This window comes from Brevibacillus sp. NL20B1 (assembly GCF_018195675.1).
Lineage (GTDB): Bacteria > Bacillota > Bacilli > Brevibacillales > Brevibacillaceae > Brevibacillus > Brevibacillus aydinogluensis.
Genome location: NZ_JAGTPT010000030.1, coordinates 36,324 through 61,962, shown reverse-complemented (window position 1 = coordinate 61,962; position 25,639 = coordinate 36,324). Strand labels below are relative to the sequence as shown.

Here is a 25,639-nt window from a genome sequence, read left to right as displayed (position 1 = left end):
CGTGTCGAACATTTTCTACTATATCACATTCGACTTTTGAGAGTCAAGACCTTTTTTCTATCAATCTTCGAGATCTTTTCTCTCATTTCGTCACCGCTCATCGGCGACATGGATTAATCTATCACATTGCAAATACAAAATCAAGGGTAATTTTAAAAGTTTTTTTGTCCCTTACAGATTGGGACAAAAGGCGCGTCCCCTCCTGATTCAATAGGAGAGGACGCGCCTGTTTAGGTTTGCATGCGAAAATTCTCAAGCCTGTATGGAAACGGCGCCGCGCATTTTGAAAAATTGATACATCAATACGGCGGCCAGCGCAACCAGTCCAGCGACCATGTAGACCGCTTCCGGGAAGATCAGCAGAACGCCGGCACCGATCAAGACGAAGCGTATCGCCCAGTTCATTCTGGTGAAGAGATACCCTTCGGTGGCAGCAGCCAGCGCCAGAACGGCCAGAATGGTGGTGACGGCAGCAACGGTGATGTCCAACACGCTGGAGTTGAGAATCATCAGGCCCGGTTTGTAGATGAAAATAAACGGAACGATAAACCCGGCCAGGGCCAGCTTGCAGGAAATCCAGCCAGTCCGCTGCGGATCGGAACCGGCAATACCCGCTCCGGCAAAAGCGGCCAGCGCAATGGGCGGCGTCAGATTGGCAATCGCCCCAAAGTAGAAAACAAACAGATGGGACGCCAGCGGATCGACGCCAAACGTGGACAGTGCCGGTGCGGCCATCGTCGCGGTGATGATGTAGCAGGGGATGGACGGCAGGCCAAGCCCCAGGATGATCGAGGCAATCATCGTGAAAAACAGCGTCATGAACAGGCTGCCCGAGCCCATCATCAGGATGATGTTGGCCAGTTTCAGGCCCAGTCCGGTGAGGCTGAACACGCCTACGGTAATCCCGACGGCCGCGCAGGCAGCGGCCACGCCCAGCGTATCGCGCACACCGGTTTCCAGCGCTGCCAGAATGTCGCGGAACCCCATCCGGCTGGACGGACGCAACGCAGCGATGATCACGGTAGCCACGATCGTCACTACCGCTACGAGCGTGGGCGTGTAGCCCATCATCAGCAGCACCACCAGCAGGATCAGGGGCAGCAGCAGATGTCCGCGCTCGCGCAGGACGTCCTTTACCTTTGGCAGTTCGTCCTTGCTCAGTCCTTGCAGGTTGTCGCGGTCCGCGCGCAGGTGCACCTGGACGAGCAGGCCAAAGTAATACATGATCGCCGGAATTAGCGCCGCGATGGCAATCGAGACGTACGGCACTCCCAGCGTCTCGGCCATGATAAAAGCAGCAGCTCCCATGACCGGCGGGAGGATTTGCCCGCCCACGGCAGCTGTTGCTTCCACTGCCGCAGCAAACTCCGGCTTGTAGCCGACGCGTTTCATCATCGGAATGGTAAACGAACCGGTCGTCACCACACTGGCTACAGCCGAGCCGTTGATCGATCCGTGAACCGCGCTGGCAATCACCCCTACTTTTGCCGGACCGCCCTTGCTGCTGCCGGCCAGAGCCAGCGACAGATCGTTAAACAGCGTGCCCATGCCGGATTTGGAGAGAAACGCACCAAAGATGATGAACAAAATGATAAACGACGCGGATACCGAGATGGCGTCGCCAAAAATCCCTTCCGTCGTCACGTACATGTAGTTGAAAATATCGCTCAGCGTATACCCCCGGTGACCAAATTCGCCCGGCAGGTACGGACCAAGATAGGCGTACGCGACAAAAATGGCGGCCATCGCCGTCAGCTCCCAACCGGCCACGCGGCGGGACGCTTCCAGCACCAACAGACAAGTGATCGTGGCAAAGGTCACGTCAAGCGCAGATGGAATCCCTCCGCGGTTGACGATGTCCAGGTAATAGATAAAAATATAGCCGGCCGTGCCCAGCGACACTACGGCAAACACCGCATCCAGCAGCGACAGATGTTTGCGGGACGCCTTTTTTCGGCCTGGATACAACAAAAAAATAAGGCATAACACAATGGCCACATGCAGCGACCGATGCTTCAAGGTCACAAACGGAATCGCGTACGCGGCGTACAAGTGATACAGGGCAAAAGCGATCGCCACGCCGGAGACCAGGAGACGCAGCCACTTTTTCTCAAACACGCGGTAGCGTGCTTCCATGTCGTACTCCTCCAGGACAGCCTGGGCCTTGCTCTCGTTCAAGCGGATTTCCTCCTGGCTGGGCATGTTTGCCTGCGTGCTCACCTACACGTCACTTCCTTTCTGCTTCAAGCTGTATAAATACCGGTACCACCACGGAAACCACCTGACGGACAGTTCCAACGACGTACCCAGCGGCAATACGTCCGCCAAGTTCCACTGTTGGCCTCCTGCAGTCAGCTTGTAATCTTTCCGTGAGATGACATACAGGACACGATCCCGCTGTTCGTGCAAACCGGATACCGTGATCCATCCGTCGCGGACTGCGACAACCGCGTCGGCAAACGCGGCCGGAACGCCCGCTCCAAACGATTGAAACGAGGTTTCGGCCAGCTCCATGCCGCGCAGACCATGGACACGGTACGTTTCCCGCCACGGGGTCAGCTCCACCGAATGAACCCATTCGATTTCAAAGCGGTCGTCCATCCCGAGCGGTACCGCTCCGATGATGTCCTGCCGATGAAAGTCCTTCAGCAGCAAAAAGGGGTGGGGCCCTGTCAGGACGAGCCCCACAACGAGGAGGAACACGCGCATCGCCCATCTCTTCATGCCGTCATCCCTCCCTGCTCCCTGGCGAATCGGTTCACAACATTATCGGGATTAGTTGAGTGCGCCAATCTCCTTGAAGTATTTTTCGGCCCCCGGATGGAGCGGCACCACCAGATTGCTGCCCGCTTCCTTCGGTTCGATCTCCTTGGCCGCACTGTGGGCGCCCTTCAGCGTGTCGAGGTTTTCAAAGAACGTCTTGGTCAGCTTGTACACCTGATCGTCAGACAAGTCGCTGCGCACCAGCATCAGGTTGCGAATTGCAGCGGTCGGCACCGGCTGGTCGTTCTTGTACAGGCCCGCCGGAATTTCCGCCGACACGAAGAACGGGAACTGCTGCGCCATTTTCTCCACGTCTTCCTTGTTGATCGGCACGATCTCCACGTCCTTGGTGGTCATCAGGTCGATCACCGTGGAGTTCGGCAGCCCGGATGTAACGAAGGCGGCATCAATCGTGTTGTTCTTCAACTGCTCGACCGCCTCGGCGTACGAGAGGTAGTCCGCCTTGATGTCGTTGTAAGTGAGGCCGTGCCCGGCCAGCACCATCCGCGCGTTTACCTCCACCCCGGAGTTGGGAGCACCCACGCCGACGCGCTTGCCTTTCAGGTCAGCCACGGATTTGATGTTGCGGTCTTTCAGCGTGACGATCTGCACGTAGTTGAGATACAGGCCGGCCATGGCCTTCAGGTCCTTGATGGCGCCGGCATCCTTGAAGTTTTCCTGGCCATTGTAGGCAAACGATGCTACGTCTGACATGACAAACGCCATGTCCGCTTTTTTGGTCTTCAACAGGTTGATGTTTTCCACGGATGCGCCGGTGGATTGGACAGAGGCGTTGTAGCCCAGCTTGTCCTTGTAAATCTTGGCCATCGCACCGCCGAGCGTATAGTACGGACCGGAGCTTCCGCCGGTGGCGATGGTCAAAAACTTCTGCTCGGAACCGCCGCCGGATGCATTGTCTCCTCCCGGCGCAGGCGAAGATGGGCTGCTGCAGGCCGCCACGGAGAGCACCAGCAGCGTGGAAGACAAAATGGTCAGCATTTTTTTCAACACGAATATTCCCCCTTACGCATTTTGCAACCGTTTACAATTTCTTTTAAAAAGCAAATGGCGTGCCAACCGACACTCACGCCGAAACACGGCGAAATTTTGCCGTTTTCCTGCCGCCGCCTATAAAAAACCGGCAAAAAAATCCCGTCCATGCGGAATTTTTTGCCGGTTCGCCAATTTTTCCGGGTTTCTGATAAATTACGAGGTTGCCTCCGATTCCAGGTACTGTTTCAGTTTTTGCCGCAGCCCCCGCTCGCTGATGCCCAACTGATCCGCCGTCTTTTTCCGGTGGCCGCCGTTTTGCTCCAGGGTGTATAAAATGATCCGCCGCTCCGCCTCCTCCAGAGACATGCCGGCCGGGATCAGGACGCCCTCTTGTCCGGCAGGGACCGTCCGGCTGCCTGATGGCCGCTCACTGACGGAAAACGGCAGGTCTTCTGTCGTGATGATCTCCCCCTGCGAAAGGGCGACCGCGTACTCGACGATGTTGGCCAGTTCCCGCACATTGCCCGGATAGGAATAGGCGTACAACCGTTTGAGCGCCTCCGGGCTGCACACTTTTTTCCCCTTGCCCAAATGGACGGCGTACAGGTCGAGAAAGTGCTCGATCAAAAGCGGGATGTCCTCGCGCCGCTCCCGCAGCGCCGGAGTGCGGATGGGAATGACGTTGAGACGGTAAAACAGGTCTTCGCGAAACGCTCCCCGGGCCACTTCCTCCTCCAGATTGCGGTTGGTGGCGGCGATAATGCGAATGTCCACCTCTTTTGCCTCGAAACCGCCGAGCGGCGTCACCGTTCGCTCCTGAATGACGCGCAGCAGCTTGGCCTGCAGGGCAAGCGGCATTTCCCCGATCTCGTCGAGAAACACCGTGCCGCCGTGTGAGCGCTCAAACAATCCGGCTTTGCGCTGAAACGCTCCGGTAAAGGCTCCCTTCTCGTAGCCGAACAGCTCGCTTTCCAGGAGCTGCTCCGGAATGGCGGCGCAGTTGACCACCGAAAACGGCGCGTGGCTGCGTATGCCCTGGAAGTGGATGGCCCGGGCCACCAGTTCCTTGCCCGTTCCGCTTTCACCGGTGATCAGGATGCTGGAGGTGATATCCTTCACTTTTTCGATCAACTGGTAGAGCTTCAGCATCGGCTGGCTTTTGCCGATGATCCCGGCATACGACTGCTGCTGTTTGACCGCTTCGCTCAGCACCTTTACCTGTCGGTGCAGATGTTGATATTCCAGCGCCTTGTTCAACAGCAGCCTGACCTCGTCCAGGTGCAGCGGCTTGGTCAGGTAGTGGTAGGCACCAGCCTTCATGGCGGCGACGGAAGATTCGATCGTGCCGTACGCCGTCATTATGATCACGGTTACATCCGGTTTGACGCTTTTCAGCTTGGCGAGCAAATCCAAACCGGACGTGTGCCCCAGGTTCAAATCCAGCAGGACGCAGTCGATCGCTTCCTGCCGGACGACGGCCAGCGCGCTCGGCTCGTCTCCGGCTGTCCAGACCGTGTAGTCGTCTTCCAGCGCAAACGACAGCGAGGCGCAGATGGCCGGTTCATCATCCACGATGAGCAAGTTGGGCATGGCTCTCCTCCTTTTCCTGTCGTTCAAACCACAGCGTAAACGTGGTTCCCTTTCCCTTCGCACTGCTTGCCTCGATCCGGCCGCCGTGCTCCTGCATAAGCCTGTCGCTCAGGTAGAGCCCCAGGCCGATTCCCTGGGCTTTGGTCGTATAAAACGGCTGGAACAGGCGGGACAGCTCCTCCGTGTCCATTCCTTCCCCGGTGTCGCCCACTGCCAGTTCCACGCCGCCCGCCCTGCTGTCAGCGCGGATGGTCAAGTGCTTGCGGGGACTGGATGCCATCGCTTCCAGCGCATTCATCACCAGGTTGATCAGCACCTGCTTCACGCGAGCCCGGTCGGCCCGGATCACCAGTTCGCCAGGCACGTCCACGACCACCTCCACCTGCTCGCGCTCCAACCGTCTGGCAAACAGGCCCAGTACGGAGCCGACCAACTCCCGCAGATCGACGTTCTGCATTTGCAGCGGTTTGGCACGGGAGTAGTCCAGCAGGTCCTCCAAAATGCGGTTCATCCGCTCCATTTCTTCCGGCACGTACCGCAGCAGTTCCGCCCGGAAGCGCTCGTCGTCCAGCTTTTTGGGAAGCAGCTCGACAAATGTCTTGATCGCGGTCAGCGGATTGCGCAGTTCGTGGGCGATGCCTGCCACCAACTGGCCGAGCGCCCGCATCTTTTCCTGCGCGACCAGTTGGGCCTGCAGCCGCTTCTGCTCCGTTCGGTCCTGCAAGCTGACGATCCAGCCCACGTGCTCATGGGAGGCGTTGACAAACGGCGCCATGTAGTAGTGAAAGACGCGGATGGAGCCGGGCTCCCACTGAAACTCCCCTTCGTACTGACGAGGGGGTAACTGCTCCAGCGGCGCCTCCAACGGCAATTGCGGTAAGAGGGAGGAGATGTGGCGGCCCAACACGCTGTCGGACAGGGACAGCATCCCGCGGGCCACCTGATTGACCAGCGTCACGTGGCCGCTCACGTCCAGCGAGAGGATGGCGCTCTCCGTGTTGTCCAGCACCTTGCGTTGAAACGCCAGCAAGTCGGCCAGTGCAGCCGTCTGCCGCCGCACTTCCTGCTGCAGCCGTTTGTTCCAGGTAAAAATGGTCACCAGCGTCACAACCACGATCGCCATCGCGATCACCAGGGCGATGACCAGTTTTCGCCACCAGTCGGTGACATGCAACGAATACGGTTCGAAGTACTGGCTGTACAACCGCGTATAGGTGCCGTCCCGATACAGATGGTTCAGTCCTTTGTTCAGCTTGTCCAGCAGCGCGTAGTTGCCCTCCCGCACGGCGAAGGCGTAGTCGGTCGGGTTGATCAGGCCGGAACGCATCTCAAAGTCGTCGCTTCTGCCCGCCTTGTCGAGAAAGTAGGCGGCGGTCCAGCGGTTTCCGATAAACGCGTCGGCTCTCCCCCGCATCAGATTGTCCAGGGCGTCCCGCTGGTTGAAGGAGACGAGCAGCTTCACTCTGCGGATGTCCTGCACCAGATCCATGCCGGTATTCCCCCGCTGCACCGCCACCACCTTGTCCTTCAAGTGGTTCAGGGTGTAGATCTCGTTGTCGTCCTTTGGAACCAGCAGCACCTCCGACATGGTGAAAAACGATTCGCTGAAGTCGACGACCTGATCGTACCGGCTGGTGTATTTCATCCCCAGCAGGACATCCGCTTTGCCGTGCAGCAGGTAGGAGACAGCATCCTCCCACTCCAGCGGCACGAACTCCAGCTCAAAGCCGTTTTGCTCGGCGATGGCCTGGATCAACTCGATGTTAAATCCGGAGACGTCGCCGTGTTCGTCCGTGTAGGAAAACGGAGGCAGCTCCTTGTCAAAGACGACCCTCAGCACGTCTCCGGCTGACGCATTCGCGGGGTACAGCCAGAGCACAGCCAGCAGGGCGATGGCCCACCATCGTCGGTTCACAGTGCTGTCCTCCTTCCGTCGCGTCGTCGTTTCCACGGCCGCCAATCGAAAAAGGCCCCTGCCTGGCAGAAGCCCCCATCGCAGCGGCGTGTTCTCCTGTAGGTGTCCTTCGTGCTGGTGCTTGATCGGTCCGTTGTTTGTCATCTCATCCACCAAGTCCGACGCCTGTCCGATCTATCGATCCTGTCGTTCGTTTCCGTGGATCTGTCCGGCCGTTTGCGTTTGCCGAAAAAAATGCCGATATGCACGCCGTCCAGGGTGTAGACAGAAAATACGCACCCGCGCAAATTATCAGACGGAAGTGTGCTGCGCACGGCCTCTGCGTACATCGCCCGCAGCGATTCCAGCAGCAGGTTGCTGTACTCGACCGCCTCCGATCCGACCGCCCACTTGGCCACTTCCTCGTCGTATCGCCATTCAAACTGCCGCACCAGGTCCGCTTCCGTGACCGGCCGCAGTTCCACTCGCTCTCCTTTGATCAATTGGCCCCCCGCCTTTTGAAAAGATGTTTTGCGAAAGCGTTTGCAAATCCATTTGCGATATTTCCGATATGCTGCATGATCACCACACCTTTCCATTCGGAGGATGTTTTCATTCTAGCAAAAAACCACTCCCCGGCAAAGGGAGTGGTCGGCGTGTAGACAAAGTCCGCGGCGCATGGGAGATCGGGCCCGCTCGCTCGCTTGACGCCCAGCACAGAAGCGGATGAAGTCCGCTCCAAAACGAGACGCGGGCAGGGGACAAACATCTGGGTATTTCAAGGAAGTGAGACTTGTGTCCCCTGTTGAGTCCCGCGTCTTCGTTTTTCCGCTGAGCAGGTCGTCAAAGGAGCTCGCTTGGCCCATCCCGCCATGCGATGCAGATTGTCTTTTCGCTTCGGTTGATGAATGGGCAGGCCTTTCGGCCTGGGAATCATTTTTTGTGGACGCTTACTCAATGAACCGTTTGTCTTCAGTCTGACCACTCCCCGGCAAAGGGAGTGGTGATGTGGCGTCAACGTCTTCTTCGCAGTTCGGCCAGCACGTCGTCCAGCGGCAGCTTTTGCTCCCGCAAGAGAACCAGCAGATGGTAGATCAGGTCGGCCGCCTCGTAGCGCAGTTCGTCGTGGCTGTGGTTCTTGGCGGCGATGATCACTTCCGCCGCTTCCTCGCCCACTTTTTTCAAAATCTTGTCGACGCCCTTTTCAAACAGATAGGTGGTGTACGCCCCTTCCGGCCGTTCCGCCTCGCGGGAGGCAATCAGCTGCTCCAGTTCGTTCAGGATGGCAAACCGGTCAGGGACAGTCGTCTGATCTGCCCCCTCCGCCGCTTCCCCTCCGGACGCAATCGTTTGGCCAAAGCAGGTGTACGAACCGGTGTGGCAGGCGGGGCCGTTGGGTATGACCTGCACGACCAGGGCGTCTCCGTCACAGTCGTACCGCATGGACACAATCCGCTGGGTGTGGCCGGACGTAGCTCCTTTGTGCCACAGCTCTTGCCGCGAACGGCTCCAGAACCACGTCTCTCCTGTCTGAAGCGACTTTGCCAGCGACTCTTTGTTCATGTAGGCGAGCGTCAGCACCTCTTTGCTCACGGCGTCCTGCACGATGGCGGGAATCAGCCCGTTTTCATCAAAGCGCAGCTGCCCAAGCAGTTGCTCAAAGGAAACGGTTTGGGTCATGGCCGCACGACAACTCCTTTCGCAAGCAGGTACTCTTTGACCGCCTGAATCGATGTCTCTTCGTAGTGGAAGATGGACGCGGCCAGGGCGGCGTCTGCCTTGCCCTCCGTCAGCACATCGTAGAAATGCTCCCGCGCGCCCGCGCCGCCGGACGCGATCACCGGAATGCCGACCGCCTCCGAGACCAGCCGTGTCAGCTGCACGCCAAAGCCTTTCTTTTCACCGTCGTCGTCCATGCTGGTGAGCAGGATCTCGCCGGCACCGAGCGCTTCAGCCTCCCGCGCCCATTCGATCACGTCCCGGCCCGCAGCGTTGCGTCCGCCGTGGGTGTACACTTCCCAGCGATCAGGGCCGACACGCCGGGCGTCGATGGCGACCACGATGCACTGCGAGCCGAACACGGTCGCCCCTTCGCGGATCAGCTCCGGCCGCAGCACGGCTGCTGTGTTGAGCGAGATTTTGTCGGCTCCGGCGCGCAGGATGCGCTTCATGTCCTCCACGCTGTTGATCCCGCCGCCGACGGTAAAGGGAATCGTGATGTTGGCAGCCGTCCGTTCGATCACGTCCACCATCGTCTTGCGCCCTTCATGAGAAGCGGAGATGTCGAGAAAAACCAGCTCGTCCGCCCCTTCTTCGCTGTACTTTTTCGCCAGCTCCACCGGGTCCCCGGCGTCCCGCAGACCGACGAACTGCACGCCTTTGACGACGCGGCCGTCTTTTACGTCCAGGCAGGGAATGATGCGTTTGGCCAGCATGCTACTCACGCTCCTCCATCCGGGATACCGCTTCCGCCAAGGTGAACGCGCCCGTGTAGAGGGCTTTGCCGACGATCGCCCCAGAGACGCCGTCCGCCGCGCAGGCTGCGAGCGTCAGCAGATCGTCGAGCGCGCTTACGCCGCCCGAAGCGATGACCGATTTGCCGGTGGCTTTCGCCAGCCCGGCGATCTCCTCCACGTTGGGTCCAGTCAGCGTGCCGTCCCGGGCGATGTCCGTGTAGATGAACGTCTCCGCTCCGTACGAGACGAGCCGCTTTGCCAGTTCCACCGCAGACACGTCCGTCGTGGTCAGCCAGCCGCGGGTGGCTACCATGCTGTTGCGGCAGTCCAGTCCGATCGCCACGCTGTTTTGGTACCGACTCAAAATCCGCTGTGTAAACGGCTCGTCCTCAATGGCCGCCGTGCCGAGAATCACGCGTGCGACCCCCGCCTCAAGATAGTCGGCAATCTGCTCTTCCGTGCGGATGCCGCCGCCCACCTGCACCGGTACCGGCACGGCGCGTGCGATCTCCTTGATCAGTTCGCCGTTGACCGGCTGCCCCGCCTTGGCCCCGTCCAGGTCGACCAGGTGCAGCCAGGACGCTCCCTGAGACACCCACTGGCGGGCCATCTCCAGCGGCGAATCAGCGTATACCGTCTCCTGCGCGTAATCGCCCTGGAACAGCCGTACGCATTTGCCGCCGCGAATATCAATCGCCGGGTAGATTGTAAATGTCATGCTTTTCCCCCCTCGCACTGTCCGGCAAAGTTGCGCAGCAGCCGCATGCCGGTGTCGCCGCTCTTTTCCGGATGAAACTGCATGCCGAACACGTTGTCCCGCCCGACAATGGCGGTGACGTCCTGATGGTAGTCGCTGGTCGCCAACAGCACAGCCGGATCGCTCACCCGCACGTGGTAGGAGTGCACGAAGTAGACGTAATCCCCGCTGTTCACGCCTTCCAGGAGGGGATGCTCCTGCTTTACCTGCAGCTGGTTCCAGCCCATGTGCGGCACCTTGTAGTCGCCGCGAAAACGGACGGCCTCCCCGCCCAACAGAGAGAGACCGGCGTGCGTGCCGTGCTCTTCGCTTTTTTCAAACAACAGCTGCATGCCAAGGCAGATGCCGAGAACCGGCCGACCGGACGCCGCGTACGTGCGAATACCCTCCTCCAGTCCAAGCCGGCGGATGTTGGTCATCGCGTCGCCAAACGCTCCCACCCCCGGCAGGATTACGCCGGCAAAGTCGTTCAGCCGCTCCGGGCGGGAGACAAACTCATAGGCGTACCCAAGCCGTTCCAGCGCTTTGCTCAAGCTGTACAAATTGCCCATGCCGTAGTCGATAATGCCGATCATCGTCACAAAACCCCTTTGGTGGACGGTACGCCTTTGACGCGCGGATCGATCGTCGTCGCTTCGTCCAGGGCGCGGCCGAGCGCTTTGAAAATGGCTTCAATCATGTGGTGCGTATTGTGGCCGTAGTGCAAAATGACGTGCAGGTTGATGCGCGCCTCCAGGGCGAACTTCCAGAGAAACTCGTGCACCAGCTCGGTGGGAAACTGCCCGACCACAGGCGACGGGTACGCCGCCCGGTACTCCAGGTGCGGCCGGTTGCTGATGTCGATGACCACCTGCGCCAGCGCGTCATCCATCGGCACGAAGGCGTTGCCGTAGCGCTTGATGCCCTTTTTGTCGCCCAACGCTTCGCGCAGCGCCTGGCCGAGGCAGATGCCGATGTCTTCGACGGTGTGGTGGTAGTCGATCTCGATGTCCCCTTTTGCCTTCACGGTCAGATCAAAGTGACCGTGGCGGGTAAACAGGTCCAGCATGTGGTCGAGAAACGGCACGCCGGAATCCTGTCTGCTTTCTCCCGTGCCGTCAACGGCAAAGGAAAGGGCGATGTCCGTTTCGTTGGTCGTGCGCGCGATCTGCGCCGCCCGTCTGTTGTCACTCATGATTGGTCACGCTCCTGCTCTTCTTTGGCAAAGTCGTTGAGCCGCTCCAGAATGGCCCGTGCGTGAGCGGCCAGCCCTTCCTGTTCCGCGAGGGTGACGATTTTATGGCCGTGCTCGCGCAGGTCCCGTTTGCTGTAGGACACCACGCTCGATTTTTTCACAAAGTCGTCCACCGACAGCGGTGAAGAGAAACGGGCCGTGCCGTTGGTGGGGATGACGTGGTTGGTGCCGGCAAAATAGTCCCCGACCGGCTCCGAGCTGTACGGTCCGAGGAAAATAGCCCCGGCGTTTTCCACCTTGCCCAACTGGTCAAACGGGTTGTCGATCAACATCTCCAGGTGCTCGGGGGCGAGCCGGTTCACCACCGCAAAGCCCTCGTCCAGATCGTTCACCAGCAAAATGGCGCCATAATCGCGCAGCGCCGCTTCGGCGATGTGACGGCGGGGCAGCTCGGCCAGCTGCCGCTCCACTTCCTGCGCCACTGCTTCTGCCAGCGTGCGGGACGGCGTCACCAGCACGGCGGCCGCCATTGGATCGTGCTCTGCCTGGGACAGCAGGTCAGCAGCCACGTAACGCGGGTTGGCCGTCTCGTCAGCCAATACGACGATCTCGCTCGGGCCGGCCACCATGTCGATGCTGACCAGGCCAAACACCTCCCGTTTCGCCAGCGCCACAAAAATGTTTCCCGGCCCGACGATTTTGTCCACCGGCTTGATTTGCGCGGTGCCGTAGGTAAGCGCAGCGATCGCCTGCGCGCCGCCCACCTTGTAGATTTCGTGTACGCCGGCGATACTGGCAGCGACCAGAATCGCCGGATTGATCCGGCCATCCGCTCCCGGCGGAGTGACGATGACCACTTCCGGGACGCCGGCGATCTTGGCGGGAATGGCGTTCATCAGCACGCTGGACGGATAGGCGGCTGTTCCGCCGGGTACGTACAGACCGACGCGCTTCAGCGGCCGGACAATCTGCCCCAGCACGGTGCCGCTTTCCTTGGCGGTAAACCACGACTGGCGCACCTGCCGCTGGTGAAAATCGCGGATGTTGGCCGCCGCTTCCGTCAGCGCAGCTTTCACCGCAGGGGCCACCAACGCCTCCGCCTCGGCGAATTCCGCCTCGCTTACCCGAAAGTTCTCCAGCCGGACCTTATCAAACTGCTCCGTATACGCCCGGACAGCCTCGTCTCCCCGCTCCCGTACATCGGCCAAAATGGTCCGCACCGCTTCCTGCTGTTCGCGTGTTCCCGCTTCCACCGATCGTTTCGCGTCGAACTGATTGGCTTGCACAATTCGCATCATTGCCGGTTACCTCTCCTTTCCTGTCGTTGGGGGGCTTTAGCGGGGGATCGCCTCCCAGAATTTTTGCGCGATGTCGTCCACGGCCTCGCTCTTCATCCGGTAGCTGGCCCGGTTGGCGATCAGACGAGTGGTGATGTCGCAGATGTGTTCCAGTTCCACCAGCCCGTTTTCTTTTAGCGTCCGGCCGGTGGAGACGATGTCCACGATCCTGTCCGCCAACCCGATCAGCGGGGCCAGTTCGACGGAACCGTTCAGCTTGATCACCTCGACCTGCTGCCCCTGCTCGCGAAAATAGCGGGAGGCGATGCGCGGGTACTTGGTGGCAACGCGGGGCGCCTCCGTCTGTCTCCAGCCGGGCAGGCCGGCCACCACCATGCGGCAGCGGCCAATGCGCAAATTAAGCAGTTCGTACACGTCCCGCTCCTCTTCCAGCAGCACGTCTTTGCCCACCACCCCGACATCGGCCACGCCGTATTCCACGTAGGTGGGCACATCTGTCGGCTTGGCCAGGATAAACTCCAGACTGGTGTTTTCGACCGGGATGATCAGTTTGCGGGAATCCTGCAGTTCCCCCGTCACCTGCAAGCCGGCCTGCTGCAAAAAGTGAACCGCTTCCTCAAAGATCCGCCCTTTCGGCATGGCAATCGTCAATTTTTGCGCATTGTCGGAAAAACTCATCTCCTACTCCCCCTGTTCCGTAAGGCAGATAAACTCGCCGTCGGCCTGCTCCCGGCACAACGCCGCCTCCGCCTGGTCGCGCACCAACCGCGTCACGACGACCCGCCCCTCCTGACGCAGCCGCTGCGCCTCGGCAAGCCCGTCCTTGCGCTGTCCTTCCGTGTAGCAGAGCAGCACGGGCGGCTGTTCCGGCGACGGGGCCAGCGACGTCACCTGCATCAGCCGGTCCATTTTAATGGCAAACCCGGTCGCCGGCGCAGGTCGTCCAAACTGGGCCAGCAGGCGGTCATAGCGTCCGCCTCCCACCAGCGGCGAGCCCAGATCGGCAGCATATCCCTCAAACACGACACCCGTGTAGTAGTCCAGATTGCTGATCAGGTTGAAATCAAGCAGCAGCGCATCGGTCACGCCGTACGCCTCCAACGCCTCCCACAGTGCCGAGATATTCTCGACCGCCCGGCGCGCTTTGCCGTTTGTCGTCAGCTCGCGGGCTTCGTCAATCTTGCCTTTGCCCCCGCGCAGCCGCAGCAGCGCATGCAGGCGGCGACGGTCTTCCGCCGCGATGTCCAATTCGTCGGCCAACTGCCGGAATCCGACAAAATCCCGTTCGTACAGGAACCGGCGGAACTGGTCGCGCACCGTCTCGTCCGGCACCGTCTCCTCCAGCAGTCCCTCGACAAAATCAACATGGCCGATTGCGATCCGGAACGTCTCCACCCCGGCCGCACGCATACAGAACACGGCGAGGGCAATCGCCTCCGCGTCAGCGTCCACGCTCCCGTCTCCGACCAGTTCGATGCCCGTCTGGAAAAACTCCGCGTTGCGGCCCGCTTCCTTTTCCTGGGCGCGAAATACGTTCGTCTGGTAGTACAGGCGAATCGGCAGCGGCACGTCCTTGTACAAGGAAGACACGACGCGGGCAATCGGCGTCGTCATGTCCGGCCGCAGCACGACCGTGTGGCCCTGTTTGTCCAGCAGCCGAAACATCCGATCGGTCAGCGTCGCGCTCGCCATCCCCACTGTGTCGAAATATTCCAGCGACGGGGTGACGATCTCCCGGTATCCCCACCGTTCAATGCACTGCCGCAGCGCCCGCTCCAAATGCCGTTGTCTCGCCAGTGATTCCGGCAGTATGTCCCGCATCCCCAGCGGTTTTTCAAATCCCAACGGCTTTGTCATCGCTCTTCCCTCCACACCGATTTTGCTTTACTCTGCTAATATGGTAGCAAACTAAAGTGTTATGTAGAAGATTATCACGGAACCCCCTGACCGTCAACCGCAACAGGAATTATCAAGCAATTCAGTCATCTTGCCCCGCAACGAGCGCATCTTCCGAAAAAACAGCACAAAAAGCCCCGGACGCTCTGTTCACGACACAGCGTTCGGGGCTTCAGACGAAACAATTATTCCGCGACTACTCCGGCCGATCGGTACTTGCTTCCCGAATGATCTGCATCGGATTGCCGCCGACAAACGCACCGGGGGGAACGTCCTTGTGCACGACGGTACCTGCGGCGACAATTGCTCCATCGCCGATCGTCACGCCCGGCAGAATGGTGGAGTTGGCTCCCACCAGCACGCGGTCACCGATGCGCACTTCGCCCAGCCGGTATTCATCCACCAGGTATTCGTGGGCAAGGATCGTGGTGTTGTAGCCGATGACACAGTTGCGGCCGATTTTGATCAGCTCAGGAAACATGATGTCCATCATCACCATCAGGGCCACAGCTGTTTGCTCCCCCACCTCCATGCGCAAAAAGGTCCGATAGAGCCAGTTTTTCCAGGAGAGAAACGGCGTATAGCGGGCAATCTGAATCACGAGAAAGTTTTTGACCACTTTCCAAAAACTCACAGTCCGATACAACTGCCACAACGAGTTGGCCCCGTGGACGGGAAAACGCCTGGTCTGTCTCATCTGCTTGTCCTTTTGCCTCGCCTTCTACAAGTCGGAATCGCTGTCTTCCAGGATCATGTCAGACTGCTTCTTGGAAAAGTGGACGGCAGCATTGTAGCCCATCCGCTTCAAACGGAAATTCATCGCCGCCACCTCGATGATGACGGCCAGATTGCGTCCAGGGCGGACAGGCACGGTGATGATCGGGATTTCCGTGTCCATGATCTTGATCTTTTCCTCATCCAGTCCCAACCGCTCGTACTGCTTGTGCGGTTCCCACAGTTCCAGCTGGACCACCATGGCAATGTTCTTGACATTGCGCACAGCCCCGGCACCAAACATCGTCATCACGTTGATGATCCCGACCCCGCGGATCTCCAGCAGATGCTGAATCAGCTCGGGGGCACTGCCGACCAGTTGGCCGCCCTGGGTCTGGCGAATCTCCACGGCGTCATCCGCCACCAAGCGGTGCCCCCGCTTCACCAGCTCCAGCGCCGCCTCGCTTTTGCCAATCCCGCTGGAACCGATAATCAGCACGCCCACCCCGTAAATATCGGTGAGCACGCCATGGATTGTCGTCGTCGGCGCCAGCCGGTTTTCCAGGTAATTGGTCACTTTTCCGACCAGAGTGGTCGTCGCCAGCGGGGATTGCAGCACGGGAACGCCGCGTTCGTTGGAGACCATCAGCACTTCTTCCGGGACCGGCTGGTTGCGCGTCACACAAAAACAGGGTGTCCGCTCCTGCATCAAAAAGCGCATCCGTTCCAGCCGTTCTTCCCGGCTCAACGTCTGAAAAAAATTGATTTCCGTCAAGCCGAGGAGTTGGATCCGCTCGTCCGCGTAATAGGAATAGTAGCCGGCGAGTTGCAGTCCCGGCCGGCTTAAATCCGTCACGGTAATCTCCCGGCCCAGCCCTTCCTCACCGCTTAATACTTTCATTTGGAAATGCTCTGCGAGATGACTCACTTTAGTCTTGCGCACGTTTGATCCCCCTTGGGCAAATCCTCGTCCTGTTCTTGTAAGTTCATTGTAGCGAAACCGCCGCCGACACGACAACTCTTGACCAAAGACGGAATTGTCCGATCATTTACATTTTTCGACTTCTTTCATAAGATAGAAATGATGCCGCTCTGGCGTGTTATATATATTATTATAGAAGCAATACATTCAGTTACATACCCTGGTCAAGATTGAAAGGAGGCAAGACCTTGGAGTTCCTCTTGCGATTCGTACTTATTGACGTACCCGAAGCCTTCCTATTGCTGGCCATAGGTTTTGCCATCTTCAATCGCTCTGTCTTCGAAGATTGGAAAAAAGCCTTGTTATTCAGCATGCCGTTTTCCGCTCTCGGCGAAATGCTGGGCTTGTTGCAGGTCGCGTATCAACCGAAAATCTTGTTGATGTTTCTTTTTTTCATTCTCTTGCTGCGTGTTGTTTACCACACGAAGCTGCTGCCGTCCGTAGCGATGGCGACGATCGCCTTGGGCAGCACGATCGTGGCGGAATTTGTTCTCATCTTGATCTTTAACAGTCAACAAATCTACTGGATCGACATCCTGGAAGGAAAGTGGTTGCAGTACGTCGGCAGTTTACTCTATTTGCTCGTCCTGTTCCTGTTTTGCAGTATCATGCGCGTGCTAAAAGTAGACCTGGGACGGCTCATCCCCCGACATCGGCACAACCGCTACCTGTTCATGCTGATTCTGATGGGCAGCGTCGAGTTTTTGCTGATCCTGTTTATGAATACGTCCTTTTTCATCCGGGACAACAACTCGCCGCTCTTCCAATTTTACACGCCCCAATTTCAATTGGTCTTTCAGCTTTTTATTTTGGCCTTTTTTATCGTCATCGTGATTTTGTTCCGAATTTATATCAATTTGACGATCAACCGTGTGGAAGAAGAGACGGAAACGCCCTATTTGCAAAACATAAACGACCTGCTGACGGCCATCCGTTCGCTCAAACACGATTCACTCAACCATTACACGGCGATCAACGGTTTTATCAAAGAAGGATTGTTCGATCACGCTCGCGAATATGTACAGCACATCCTGAAGGAGACCGTCTCCATCGAACAGGCGGCGGAGGCGAGCGTTCAGGTGCTGAAAGGCATCAAAAATCCCGCAGTCTGTTCCCTGCTTCAGTCCAAAATGGCAGTCTGTCTGGCCGAACGGATCTCGTGTACCATTACCATCTCCGGCTCCGGTCAGTTTTCGTTTATCAAGACCTACGACTTGATCAAGATCCTGGGCAATCTGTTTGACAATGCCATTCGGGCCACCTCCCACGAGTTGGAGGAGGATCGTTACATACATTTCGAGTGGGGGCAGACCAAACGGGAACAATACCTGTACATCGAAAACAGCGGTCCGACAATCCCAAAAGAAAAACTGCAGGAAATCTTTCAACTGGGCTATACCACGAAAAAGGACGGTGAGGGCGGAGTCGGTCTGGCGGTGGTCAAATCAGTGACCGAACGCTACGGCGGCAAGATTGCAGTGAAGTCTGAGAATGGCGTGACCAGTTTCCGCATTTCCTTTCTCTCCAGATAAATCAAGGAGGGGTGCTGATGGGTTGGACCCGAAACGTATCCAATCGCATCGCCAAACGCCTGACCATGGAAGGTTCGCCTTATACGGCGGGCCAAATTTCCCACGGCATCGAGATTTTTCTGCTCAATCTGATCAATGCCGCCGTGCTGCTGCTCGCAGCCTGGCTGTTGGGAATCTTCCTGGAAACCCTGTGTTTTTCCCTAGTTCTTTTCCTGCATCGCGTGATTACCGGGGGCGTCCACTTGAAAAATCCGTGGACATGCCTGATCGTCGGCCTGCTGATAATGCTGGGGGGCGGCTATCTGGTCAAACACTTCCCGCTGCTCCCCCTACCAGCGGCCTATGCGCTGATCCTGCTCGGGTTTGGCACGGCGTTTGTCATCTACTATCGACACGCACCCGCTGCGCACAGCTACGTCAACTATCAGCCAAGCGTTAAGCAAACAAGCAGAAAAGTTGCATTCAGTCTGCTGGGATGCGCTTGCATTATATCGTTTGTACTGGTAGAATTATCCTATAGACTAGCAATGACCTACACACTGGCTGTATTTCTTCAGTCCTTGTTGCTCCATCCGGTAGCATTCCGGTTGGTAGCCCGCCTGGAAACAACCATTTTGAAAGGGTGGTAGTGATGAAGAAACTCGTAAAGCTGACGTGTGGTTTTTTTGCTTCCCTGTCAGCACTGAATCTTGCTGGCATTCTGAAAGTTGGCGTCTTTTATGAACCGCTTCCCCCGGAACAACGAGAAAAACTGGTATAGTTCATATACAGAAGCAGGTCCACTCGCTGCACGAGTGGACCTGTTTTTTCATTCGCGTTATCTTGTTCGCAGGTTGAGAAAGCATCTACGGACCGGCTGTCCGTTGTTCACCGCTTCCCGCGCAATTCCTGCTCCCATCGCTCAAAAAATTGCACCATGAAGCGGTGCCGCTCTTCGGCAATCCGCCGGGCAGCCGGTGTCATCAGCTTGTCCTTCAAGCGGCTCAACTTCCACTCGAATTCCTTTGCCGGTGTGTGCTGGTCAGGGTCGTCGGAATGGATCGGCTGACCGATTACCCCGGAATAAGCAAATGCTCGAGCCACGCCGATCGCACCGATGGAATCCAGTTTGTCGGCATCAAACAAAATCTGCTCTTCCCTCGTCACTGGCAGTCTGTCCTTGCGATAGCGGTGAGCGAGAATCGCGCTCTGGATGCGGGCAATCACACCCTCGTCCATCCCTTCGTCGCGCAACAGCACAGCTGCTTCACGCGCGCTGATTTCCGCGTGGCACTCTCCGGTCCGCTTCTCCTCGGCACGGCCAATGTCGTGCAGGAGCGCGGAGAGACGAAGGACGGTCATGTCCGCTCCTTCCTCCCGTCCGATTCGCTCGCACAGGGCGATCACCCGCAGATTGTGCTGCCAGTCGTGGGCCGGGTCCTGTCCGTCAAAATAGCGCCGCGCCGTTTCCACCAGCCGCGGCGGCAGCGAAGCCAACGCCTCTGCCGCGTACCCCATGCTCTCCTCGCCCCTTTGGTTCATGCGATCCGGTTCCGCCCGGACTGCACCGCTCTTATTTGGTAACCAACTGCTCCAGCTTGGCCAGCGTCCGGGCGCGGTCCCGCTCCAGGATCGGCTTGAGGAACTGACCCGTGTACGATTCCGGCACTTCCGCCACTTCCTCCGGCGTCCCCGTGGCGACGATCTGACCGCCGCGCGTGCCGCCCTCCGGCCCCAGGTCGATAATGTAATCCACCGTCTTGATCACGTCCAGGTTGTGTTCGATCACAAGCACGGTATCGCCATTCTCCACCAGCCGCTGCAGCACTTTCAGCAGCCGGTCGATGTCGTCCGTATGCAGCCCGGTCGTCGGTTCGTCGAGAATGTACAGCGTCCGTCCGGAACTGCGGCGATAGAGTTCCGACGCCAGTTTGACGCGCTGCGCTTCCCCGCCGGAGAGGGTCGTGGCCGGCTGTCCCAGCTTCATGTAGCCAAGCCCCACGTCCACCAGCGTTTGCAGCTTGCGCTCAATCCGCGGCTGGTTGCGGAAAAACTCCAACGCGTCCTCGATCGTCATCTCCAACACGTCAGCGATGCTCTTGCCCTTGTACTTCACTTCCAGCGTCTCGCGGTTGTACCGCTTGCCGTGGCACACCTCGCACGGCACGTACACATCAGGCAGAAAGTGCATCTCAATCTTGATGATCCCGTCGCCGCTGCACGCTTCACAGCGGCCGCCCTTGACGTTAAAGCTGAACCGTCCCTTTTTGTAGCCGCGCACCTTTGCCTCGTTGGTGGAGGCGAACAAGTCGCGGATGTCGTCAAACACCCCGGTGTAGGTGGCCGGGTTGGAGCGCGGCGTGCGGCCGATCGGCGACTGGTCGATGTCAATTACCTTGTCCAGGTGTTCCAGACCGGTGATGCGTCGATGTTCGCCCGGCTTCGCCTTGGCCCCGTTGAGCTCGCGTGCCAGCGCCTTGTGCAGGATCTCGTTGACCAGCGTGCTTTTTCCCGAGCCGGAGACGCCTGTCACCGCGACAAACATTCCCAGCGGAATTTTCACGGAGATATTTTTCAGGTTGTTTTCCTTGGCTCCTTCCACCGTCAGCCACTTGCCGTTGGGCTTGCGTCGCTCCAGCGGCACCGCGATGAACTTGCGCCCGCTCAGGTAGGCGCCTGTCAGCGAGTTGGGGTCATTCATCACTTCTTCCGGCGTGCCGGCAGCGACCACTTGGCCGCCGTGAATCCCCGCCCCAGGGCCGATGTCGATAATGTAATCGCAGGCGAGCATCGTGTCTTCGTCGTGCTCCACCACAATCAGCGTGTTGCCCAGCTTGGTCATGTGCTCCAGCGTCCGGATCAAGCGGGCGTTGTCCCGCTGATGCAGACCGATGCTCGGCTCGTCCAGGATGTAGAGCACACCCATCAGGCTGGAGCCGATCTGGGTCGCCAGGCGAATGCGCTGCGCCTCTCCGCCGGAAAGCGACCCCGCCGCCCGGCTGAGCGTCAGGTAATCCAGTCCCACGTCGATCAAAAAGCTCAGCCGGGACTTGATCTCCTTGATAATCAGGTTGGCGATCTTGGCCTCTTTTTCACTCAGCTCCAGGTTTTCGATGTACTGGTACGCCTCCGTAATCGACAGGTCGGTCAGCTCGGATATGCTTTTGCCGCCGACGCGCACCGCCAGGCTCTCCGGCCGCAGCCGATGCCCTTTGCAGACAGGGCAGGACTTCTGGCTCATATAGCCCTCAATCTGCTCGCGGATGTGGTCGGAGCTGGTCTCCAGGTGGCGCCGCTGCAGGTTGGGGATGACCCCTTCAAAGGCGATCGTTGCTTCCCGTACCTGGCCAAACTCGTTTTCGTAGCGGAACTGGATTTTTTCCCCCTGGCTGCCGTACATCAGGATTTGCCGATGCTCGTCGGGCAATTCCTCGTACGGAATGTCCATGCTGATGCCAAAGTGGCGGCAGGCGGATTCCAGCAGCTGCTGATAGTAGGTGGACGACTTCGGCTCCCACGCTTCAATGGCGCCCTCGGCCAGCGTCTTGGTCACGTCCGGCACGACCAGGTCCGGGTCCACTTCCAGCTTGACGCCCAGCCCGTCACACTCCGGGCATGCGCCAAACGGGCTGTTGAATGAAAACATGCGCGGCTCAAGCTCTCCGATGGAAAAGCCGCACACGGGGCATGCATGCTTTTCGCTGAACAGGAGCTCTTCCTGCTCGATCACGTCGACGATTACCTTGCCGTCCGCCAGGCGCAGCGCTGTCTCCAGCGAGTCGGCCAGCCGGGCCTGTACGTCGGGCTTGACCACGATCCGGTCGACAACGACCTCGATGTTGTGCTTTTTGTTTTTCTCAAGCTTGATCTCTTCGGACAGGTCACGAATCTCCCCGTCCACCCGTACACGGACAAATCCCTGCTTGCGGATGTCCTCCAGGAGCTTGGCATGCTCTCCTTTCCGCCCCTGCACCATCGGGGCGAGAATCTGCAGACGGGTGCGTTCAGGATACTCCATCACCCGGTCCACCATCTGCTCGATCGTCTGCGACTTGATCTCAATTCCGTGTTCCGGACAAATCGCCCGCCCCACGCGGGCATACAGCAGCCGCAGATAATCGTAGATTTCCGTCACGGTGCCCACTGTGGAGCGCGGGTTGCGGCTGGTCGTCTTCTGGTCGATGGAGATGGCCGGGGACAGCCCTTCGATTGAGTCCACGTCCGGTTTGTCCATCTGTCCGAGGAACTGGCGGGCGTACGCAGAGAGGGATTCCACGTAGCGCCGCTGACCTTCGGCGTAAATCGTGTCAAACGCAAGCGACGACTTCCCGGAACCGGAGAGTCCCGTCAGTACGACGAACTTGTCCCGGGGGATGACGACGTCGATATTTTTTAGGTTGTGGGCGCGAGCGCCTTTTACTACGATGTTTTCCAATGGCATGTACATACCTCTTTTCTTAGAGCTCTGCCTTCAGCTCCAGTATCAAGTCTCGCAGTTCGGCCGCGCGTTCAAACATCAGATTTCGTGCTGCTTCCTTCATTTCTTCTTCCATCCGTTCAATCACGGCCAGGCGGTCTTTCTTCGGCATCTTCTTGAAGTCTGCATGCGGCAGGTATTCCGCTTTTTCTTCTGCCACCCGCGTCGCCTCGATCACTTCGCGGATGGCTTTCTTCACGGTCTGCGGCGTAATGCCGTGCTTTTCATTGTACGCGATCTGGATGGAACGGCGCCGCTCCGTCTCCCGGATGGCTGCCGCCATGGAGTCGGTGATCCGGTCGGCGTACATGATGACGCGTCCCTCGGCGTTGCGGGCCGCCCGGCCGATCGTCTGGATCAGCGAGCGTTCGTTGCGGAGGAAGCCTTCCTTGTCCGCTTCGAGAATCGCCACCAGCGACACTTCGGGAAGGTCAAGCCCCTCCCGCAGGAGGTTGATCCCGATCAGCACGTCAAATTCCCCAAGTCGCAGGGAGCGCAATATCTGCATCCGCTCGATCGTCTTGATGTCGGAGTGCAGGTAGCGTACTTTGATCCCGATTTCCTTCAGATAGTCGGTTAAGTCCTCGGCCATCTTTTTCGTCAGCGTCGTGACCAGCACGCGCTCATCCTTGGCGATCGTGGCCCGGATCTCGCCGATCAGGTCGTCGATCTGCCCCTTGATCGGCCGCACGGAAATGGTCGGGTCAACCAGGCCGGTGGGACGAATCACCTGCTGCACCAGGACCGGGCAGTGCTCCAGCTCATACGGGCCAGGCGTGGCAGAAATGTAGATGGCCTGATTCACCTTTGACTCAAACTCTTCGAAGGTGAGCGGACGGTTGTCCCGCGCCGACGGCAGACGGAAGCCGTGTTCGACCAGGACGTCCTTGCGCGCCCGGTCCCCGTTGTACATCCCGCGAATCTGCGGCAGGGTCATGTGCGACTCGTCGATGATGACGAGGAAGTCCTTGGGGAAATAGTCGAGCAGCGTGTATGGCGGATGTCCCGGCGGCAGCCCCGTCAGGTGGCGGGAGTAGTTTTCGATGCCGGAGCAGAAGCCCATCTCCGCCAGCATTTCCATGTCGTAGCGGGTGCGCTGCTCCAGGCGCTGCGCCTCCAGCAGCTTGCCTGCGGCGCGCAGTTCGGCCAGCCGCTCTTCCAGCTCCGCTCCAATGCTCTGGATGGCCCGCTTCATTTTCTCGTCGCGGGTCACGTAGTGGGATGCCGGAAAGATGGCGACGTGGTCGCGCTGGCCGATAATCTCTCCGGTCACCACGTCAATCTCCGTGATCCGTTCGATTTCGTCTCCGAAAAACTCCACGCGGATCGCATGTTCGCCGTGGGACGCGGGGAAAATCTCCACGACGTCGCCACGGACGCGGAAGGTCCCGCGGACGAAGTTGATGTCGTTGCGGTCGTACTGGATGTCCACCAGCCGGTGCAGCACCTCGTCCCGGCTTTTCTCCATCCCGACGCGCAGCGACAGCACAAGCTCCCGGTACTCTTCCGGAGAACCCAACCCGTAAATGCACGAGACGGACGCGACGATGATCACGTCCCGCCGCTCGAACAAGGCGCTGGTGGCCGAGTGGCGCAGCTTGTCGATCTCGTCGTTGATGCTGGAGTCTTTTTCAATATAGGTATCTGTTTGGGGAATGTACGCTTCCGGTTGGTAGTAGTCGTAGTAGCTGACGAAGTATTCGACGGCGTTATGGGGGAAAAACTCCTTGAACTCGGCGCACAACTGTGCCGCCAAGGTCTTATTGTGGGCGATCACCAGCGTCGGTTTGTTCACCTGGGCGATCACCTGCGCCGCCGTATAGGTTTTTCCCGTACCGGTCGCCCCCAGCAGCGTCTGGTGACGCTTGCCCGCTTTTACGCCCTCCACCAGTTGGGCAATGGCGGTTGGCTGGTCACCGGACGGCTGATACTCCGATACCAATTCAAAACGGTCCATTCCCTCGTTCATCTCCTTGTCACATGTCATTTCCCATTATAGCACAATCGTTCAAAAAATAAGCGGAAATTCGAACAAATGTTTGTCTTCACCCGCAGTCAGCTTCTGCCGATACTGATAATGAGTCTCTACGTATGTGTAAGCGACACACCCGACATGTCAGGGAGGATCGTCATGGCAGGTACAGGAAGCGTTAACAACAATCCATACATACAGCCCAGTTGGAGCTACAAAGGCAAAAAAGAGTTTACCACCGAGATGGACCAGAACGCCTTTATGAAACTGCTGCTGGAGCAGTTGAAAAACCAGGACCCGCTCTCTCCGATGGACAACACGCAATTTATCCAGCAGACCAGCATGATGACCATGGTGGAAAAGATCACGAAAATGGCCAACCTGATGGAGCAGTCCAACAACAGCATGCTCACCCTGCGCGAGTATGAGGGCCTGATCGGAAAGACAGCCACCTACGATTTGCAGCTGGTGGACGAGCTGACCGGCGAAGTGATCCACGAGAAAAAGTCGGGCGTCATCGAATCGGTCTCCATGGATAACGGCAAAATCTACTTCCGGATCGCGGGCGAACAGACACCAATCCCGCGCGAATGGGTGAAGGGCCTGGAGTCCAAAGGCTTGACCGGAGCCGAACTGGACAACAGTCTGAAGTACGCGGACATGATCGGCAAGCAGATCTCCTACAAGGAGACGCGGCAGGTGGACAGGGACGGCAATCCGGATACGACAGACGACATCACCACCATTGAAGAGATCAAGGACGGCGTGATTGTCGGCTTTGCGATGAAAAACGGCAAAGTGGAATTCCAGTTGGACAACGGCAAGACCATCAAGCTGGAAGACGTGGTCGGCATGTCGGTGAAGCCGGACAATCTGCCGATGAACAACACGCTCCAGTACGCGCAGATGATCGGCTACACGATCACCTACACCGAGACGTCCACCAACCCGGACGGCACCACGTCCACCACCGAGAACACCGGCGTAATCAAAGCGGTCAGCATGAAGAACGGCGTCGTGGAGTTCGTCCTGGAAGGCGACAAAAAAGTGAAGCTGAGTCAAATTGTCGGGTTCGAGGCCACCGCGCCATAATCCGGGTGCCTCCCCTCACACAAGACAAAAAAACAGCCGTACCGGCCGAACAGGCTGGTGCGGCTGTTTG

22 protein-coding genes are annotated in these 25,639 nt (G+C 58.5%); 3 read left to right on the top strand and 19 right to left on the bottom strand.

The features are described from left to right. Positions 1-252 precede the first annotated feature (252 nt). The 16 genes from KDN35_RS17650 to hprK form a co-directional block, all read right to left on the bottom strand. Positions 253-2,220 carry a TRAP transporter permease gene (locus KDN35_RS17650; protein WP_230077449.1) on the bottom strand — a complete coding sequence of 656 codons (1,968 nt, stop codon included), beginning with the start codon at positions 2,218-2,220 and terminating at the stop codon, positions 253-255. Then, entirely contained in the window at positions 2,221-2,724 is a 504-nt protein-coding gene (locus tag KDN35_RS17645) for a DUF1850 domain-containing protein (RefSeq protein ID WP_171567307.1), read from the bottom strand. 51 nt (positions 2,725-2,775) lie between these two features. Then, the gene (locus tag KDN35_RS17640; protein WP_376717863.1) at positions 2,776-3,774 is read right to left on the bottom strand and encodes a TAXI family TRAP transporter solute-binding subunit; all 999 of its coding nucleotides are present in this window, start codon (positions 3,772-3,774) and stop codon (positions 2,776-2,778) included. Between the two features lie 195 nt (positions 3,775-3,969). After that, positions 3,970-5,346 (bottom strand): sigma-54-dependent transcriptional regulator, encoded by a 1,377-nt coding sequence (locus KDN35_RS17635; RefSeq protein ID WP_171567306.1) that lies wholly within the window; start codon positions 5,344-5,346, stop codon positions 3,970-3,972. After that, on the bottom strand, positions 5,321-7,261 hold the full coding sequence (locus KDN35_RS17630) for a transporter substrate-binding domain-containing protein (protein ID WP_311838010.1): 1,941 nt from the start codon (positions 7,259-7,261) through the stop codon (positions 5,321-5,323). The genes KDN35_RS17635 and KDN35_RS17630 overlap by 26 nt, the downstream gene beginning before the upstream one ends. A 140-nt stretch (positions 7,262-7,401) precedes the next feature. After that, a complete protein-coding gene (locus tag KDN35_RS17625) occupies positions 7,402-7,743 on the bottom strand; it encodes a GNAT family N-acetyltransferase (RefSeq protein ID WP_212133413.1) in 342 nt (113 codons plus the stop codon). Between the two features lie 511 nt (positions 7,744-8,254). Continuing rightward, positions 8,255-8,920 carry a bifunctional phosphoribosyl-AMP cyclohydrolase/phosphoribosyl-ATP diphosphatase HisIE gene (gene hisIE, locus KDN35_RS17620; protein WP_212133412.1) on the bottom strand — a complete coding sequence of 222 codons (666 nt, stop codon included), beginning with the start codon at positions 8,918-8,920 and terminating at the stop codon, positions 8,255-8,257. Further along, complete coding sequence (hisF, locus tag KDN35_RS17615) at positions 8,917-9,675, bottom strand: imidazole glycerol phosphate synthase subunit HisF (RefSeq protein ID WP_171567302.1); 759 nt, start codon at positions 9,673-9,675, stop codon at positions 8,917-8,919. Before hisF ends, hisIE begins: the two co-directional genes overlap by 4 nt. A 1-nt stretch (position 9,676) precedes the next feature. Continuing rightward, positions 9,677-10,414: a 1-(5-phosphoribosyl)-5-[(5-phosphoribosylamino)methylideneamino]imidazole-4-carboxamide isomerase gene (hisA, locus tag KDN35_RS17610; protein ID WP_212133410.1), complete on the bottom strand. Its 738-nt coding sequence runs from the start codon at positions 10,412-10,414 to the stop codon at positions 9,677-9,679. Then, entirely contained in the window at positions 10,411-11,028 is a 618-nt protein-coding gene (gene hisH / locus KDN35_RS17605; RefSeq protein WP_171567300.1) for an imidazole glycerol phosphate synthase subunit HisH, read from the bottom strand. The genes hisA and hisH overlap by 4 nt, the downstream gene beginning before the upstream one ends. Before the next feature lie 2 nt (positions 11,029-11,030). Further along, positions 11,031-11,627 (bottom strand): imidazoleglycerol-phosphate dehydratase HisB, encoded by a 597-nt coding sequence (gene hisB / locus KDN35_RS17600; RefSeq protein WP_029100244.1) that lies wholly within the window; start codon positions 11,625-11,627, stop codon positions 11,031-11,033. Then, the gene (gene hisD / locus KDN35_RS17595; RefSeq protein WP_212133417.1) at positions 11,624-12,922 is read right to left on the bottom strand and encodes a histidinol dehydrogenase; all 1,299 of its coding nucleotides are present in this window, start codon (positions 12,920-12,922) and stop codon (positions 11,624-11,626) included. Before hisD ends, hisB begins: the two co-directional genes overlap by 4 nt. A gap of 39 nt (positions 12,923-12,961) precedes the next feature. Further along, positions 12,962-13,603: an ATP phosphoribosyltransferase gene (gene hisG, locus KDN35_RS17590; RefSeq protein WP_171567298.1), complete on the bottom strand. Its 642-nt coding sequence runs from the start codon at positions 13,601-13,603 to the stop codon at positions 12,962-12,964. A gap of 3 nt (positions 13,604-13,606) precedes the next feature. Beyond that, on the bottom strand, positions 13,607-14,782 hold the full coding sequence (locus KDN35_RS17585; RefSeq protein ID WP_212133408.1) for an ATP phosphoribosyltransferase regulatory subunit: 1,176 nt from the start codon (positions 14,780-14,782) through the stop codon (positions 13,607-13,609). Positions 14,783-15,017: 235 nt separating this feature from the next. Further along, positions 15,018-15,518: an acyltransferase gene (locus KDN35_RS17580; protein WP_171567296.1), complete on the bottom strand. Its 501-nt coding sequence runs from the start codon at positions 15,516-15,518 to the stop codon at positions 15,018-15,020. A 24-nt stretch (positions 15,519-15,542) separates the two neighbouring features. Further along, positions 15,543-16,478 carry an HPr(Ser) kinase/phosphatase gene (hprK, locus tag KDN35_RS17575; protein WP_171567295.1) on the bottom strand — a complete coding sequence of 312 codons (936 nt, stop codon included), beginning with the start codon at positions 16,476-16,478 and terminating at the stop codon, positions 15,543-15,545. 227 nt (positions 16,479-16,705) lie between these two features. On the opposite strand from hprK, the gene KDN35_RS17570 reads away from it, so the two are divergent. Together KDN35_RS17570 and KDN35_RS17565 are read left to right on the top strand one after the other, a co-directional pair. Continuing rightward, positions 16,706-18,049 (top strand): sensor histidine kinase, encoded by a 1,344-nt coding sequence (locus KDN35_RS17570; protein WP_171567294.1) that lies wholly within the window; start codon positions 16,706-16,708, stop codon positions 18,047-18,049. 17 nt (positions 18,050-18,066) lie between these two features. After that, complete coding sequence (locus KDN35_RS17565; protein WP_171567293.1) at positions 18,067-18,678, top strand: accessory gene regulator ArgB-like protein; 612 nt, start codon at positions 18,067-18,069, stop codon at positions 18,676-18,678. A 238-nt stretch (positions 18,679-18,916) separates the two neighbouring features. On the opposite strand, the gene KDN35_RS17560 is transcribed toward KDN35_RS17565, so the two are convergent. The 3 genes from KDN35_RS17560 to uvrB are packed head-to-tail and all read right to left on the bottom strand — an operon-like array spanning position 18,917 to position 24,462. Beyond that, positions 18,917-19,570: an HD domain-containing protein gene (locus tag KDN35_RS17560; RefSeq protein ID WP_371808915.1), complete on the bottom strand. Its 654-nt coding sequence runs from the start codon at positions 19,568-19,570 to the stop codon at positions 18,917-18,919. Between the two features lie 31 nt (positions 19,571-19,601). Beyond that, positions 19,602-22,469, bottom strand: a complete 2,868-nt coding sequence (uvrA, locus tag KDN35_RS17555; RefSeq protein ID WP_171567292.1) for an excinuclease ABC subunit UvrA — start codon at positions 22,467-22,469, stop codon at positions 19,602-19,604. A gap of 16 nt (positions 22,470-22,485) precedes the next feature. After that, positions 22,486-24,462 carry an excinuclease ABC subunit UvrB gene (uvrB, locus tag KDN35_RS17550; RefSeq protein WP_212133406.1) on the bottom strand — a complete coding sequence of 659 codons (1,977 nt, stop codon included), beginning with the start codon at positions 24,460-24,462 and terminating at the stop codon, positions 22,486-22,488. A 174-nt stretch (positions 24,463-24,636) separates the two neighbouring features. Here uvrB and KDN35_RS17545 point away from each other — a divergent pair, with 174 nt between their 5' ends. After that, on the top strand, positions 24,637-25,569 hold the full coding sequence (locus KDN35_RS17545; protein WP_171567290.1) for a flagellar hook assembly protein FlgD: 933 nt from the start codon (positions 24,637-24,639) through the stop codon (positions 25,567-25,569). The last annotated feature ends 70 nt before the right edge of the window (positions 25,570-25,639 follow it).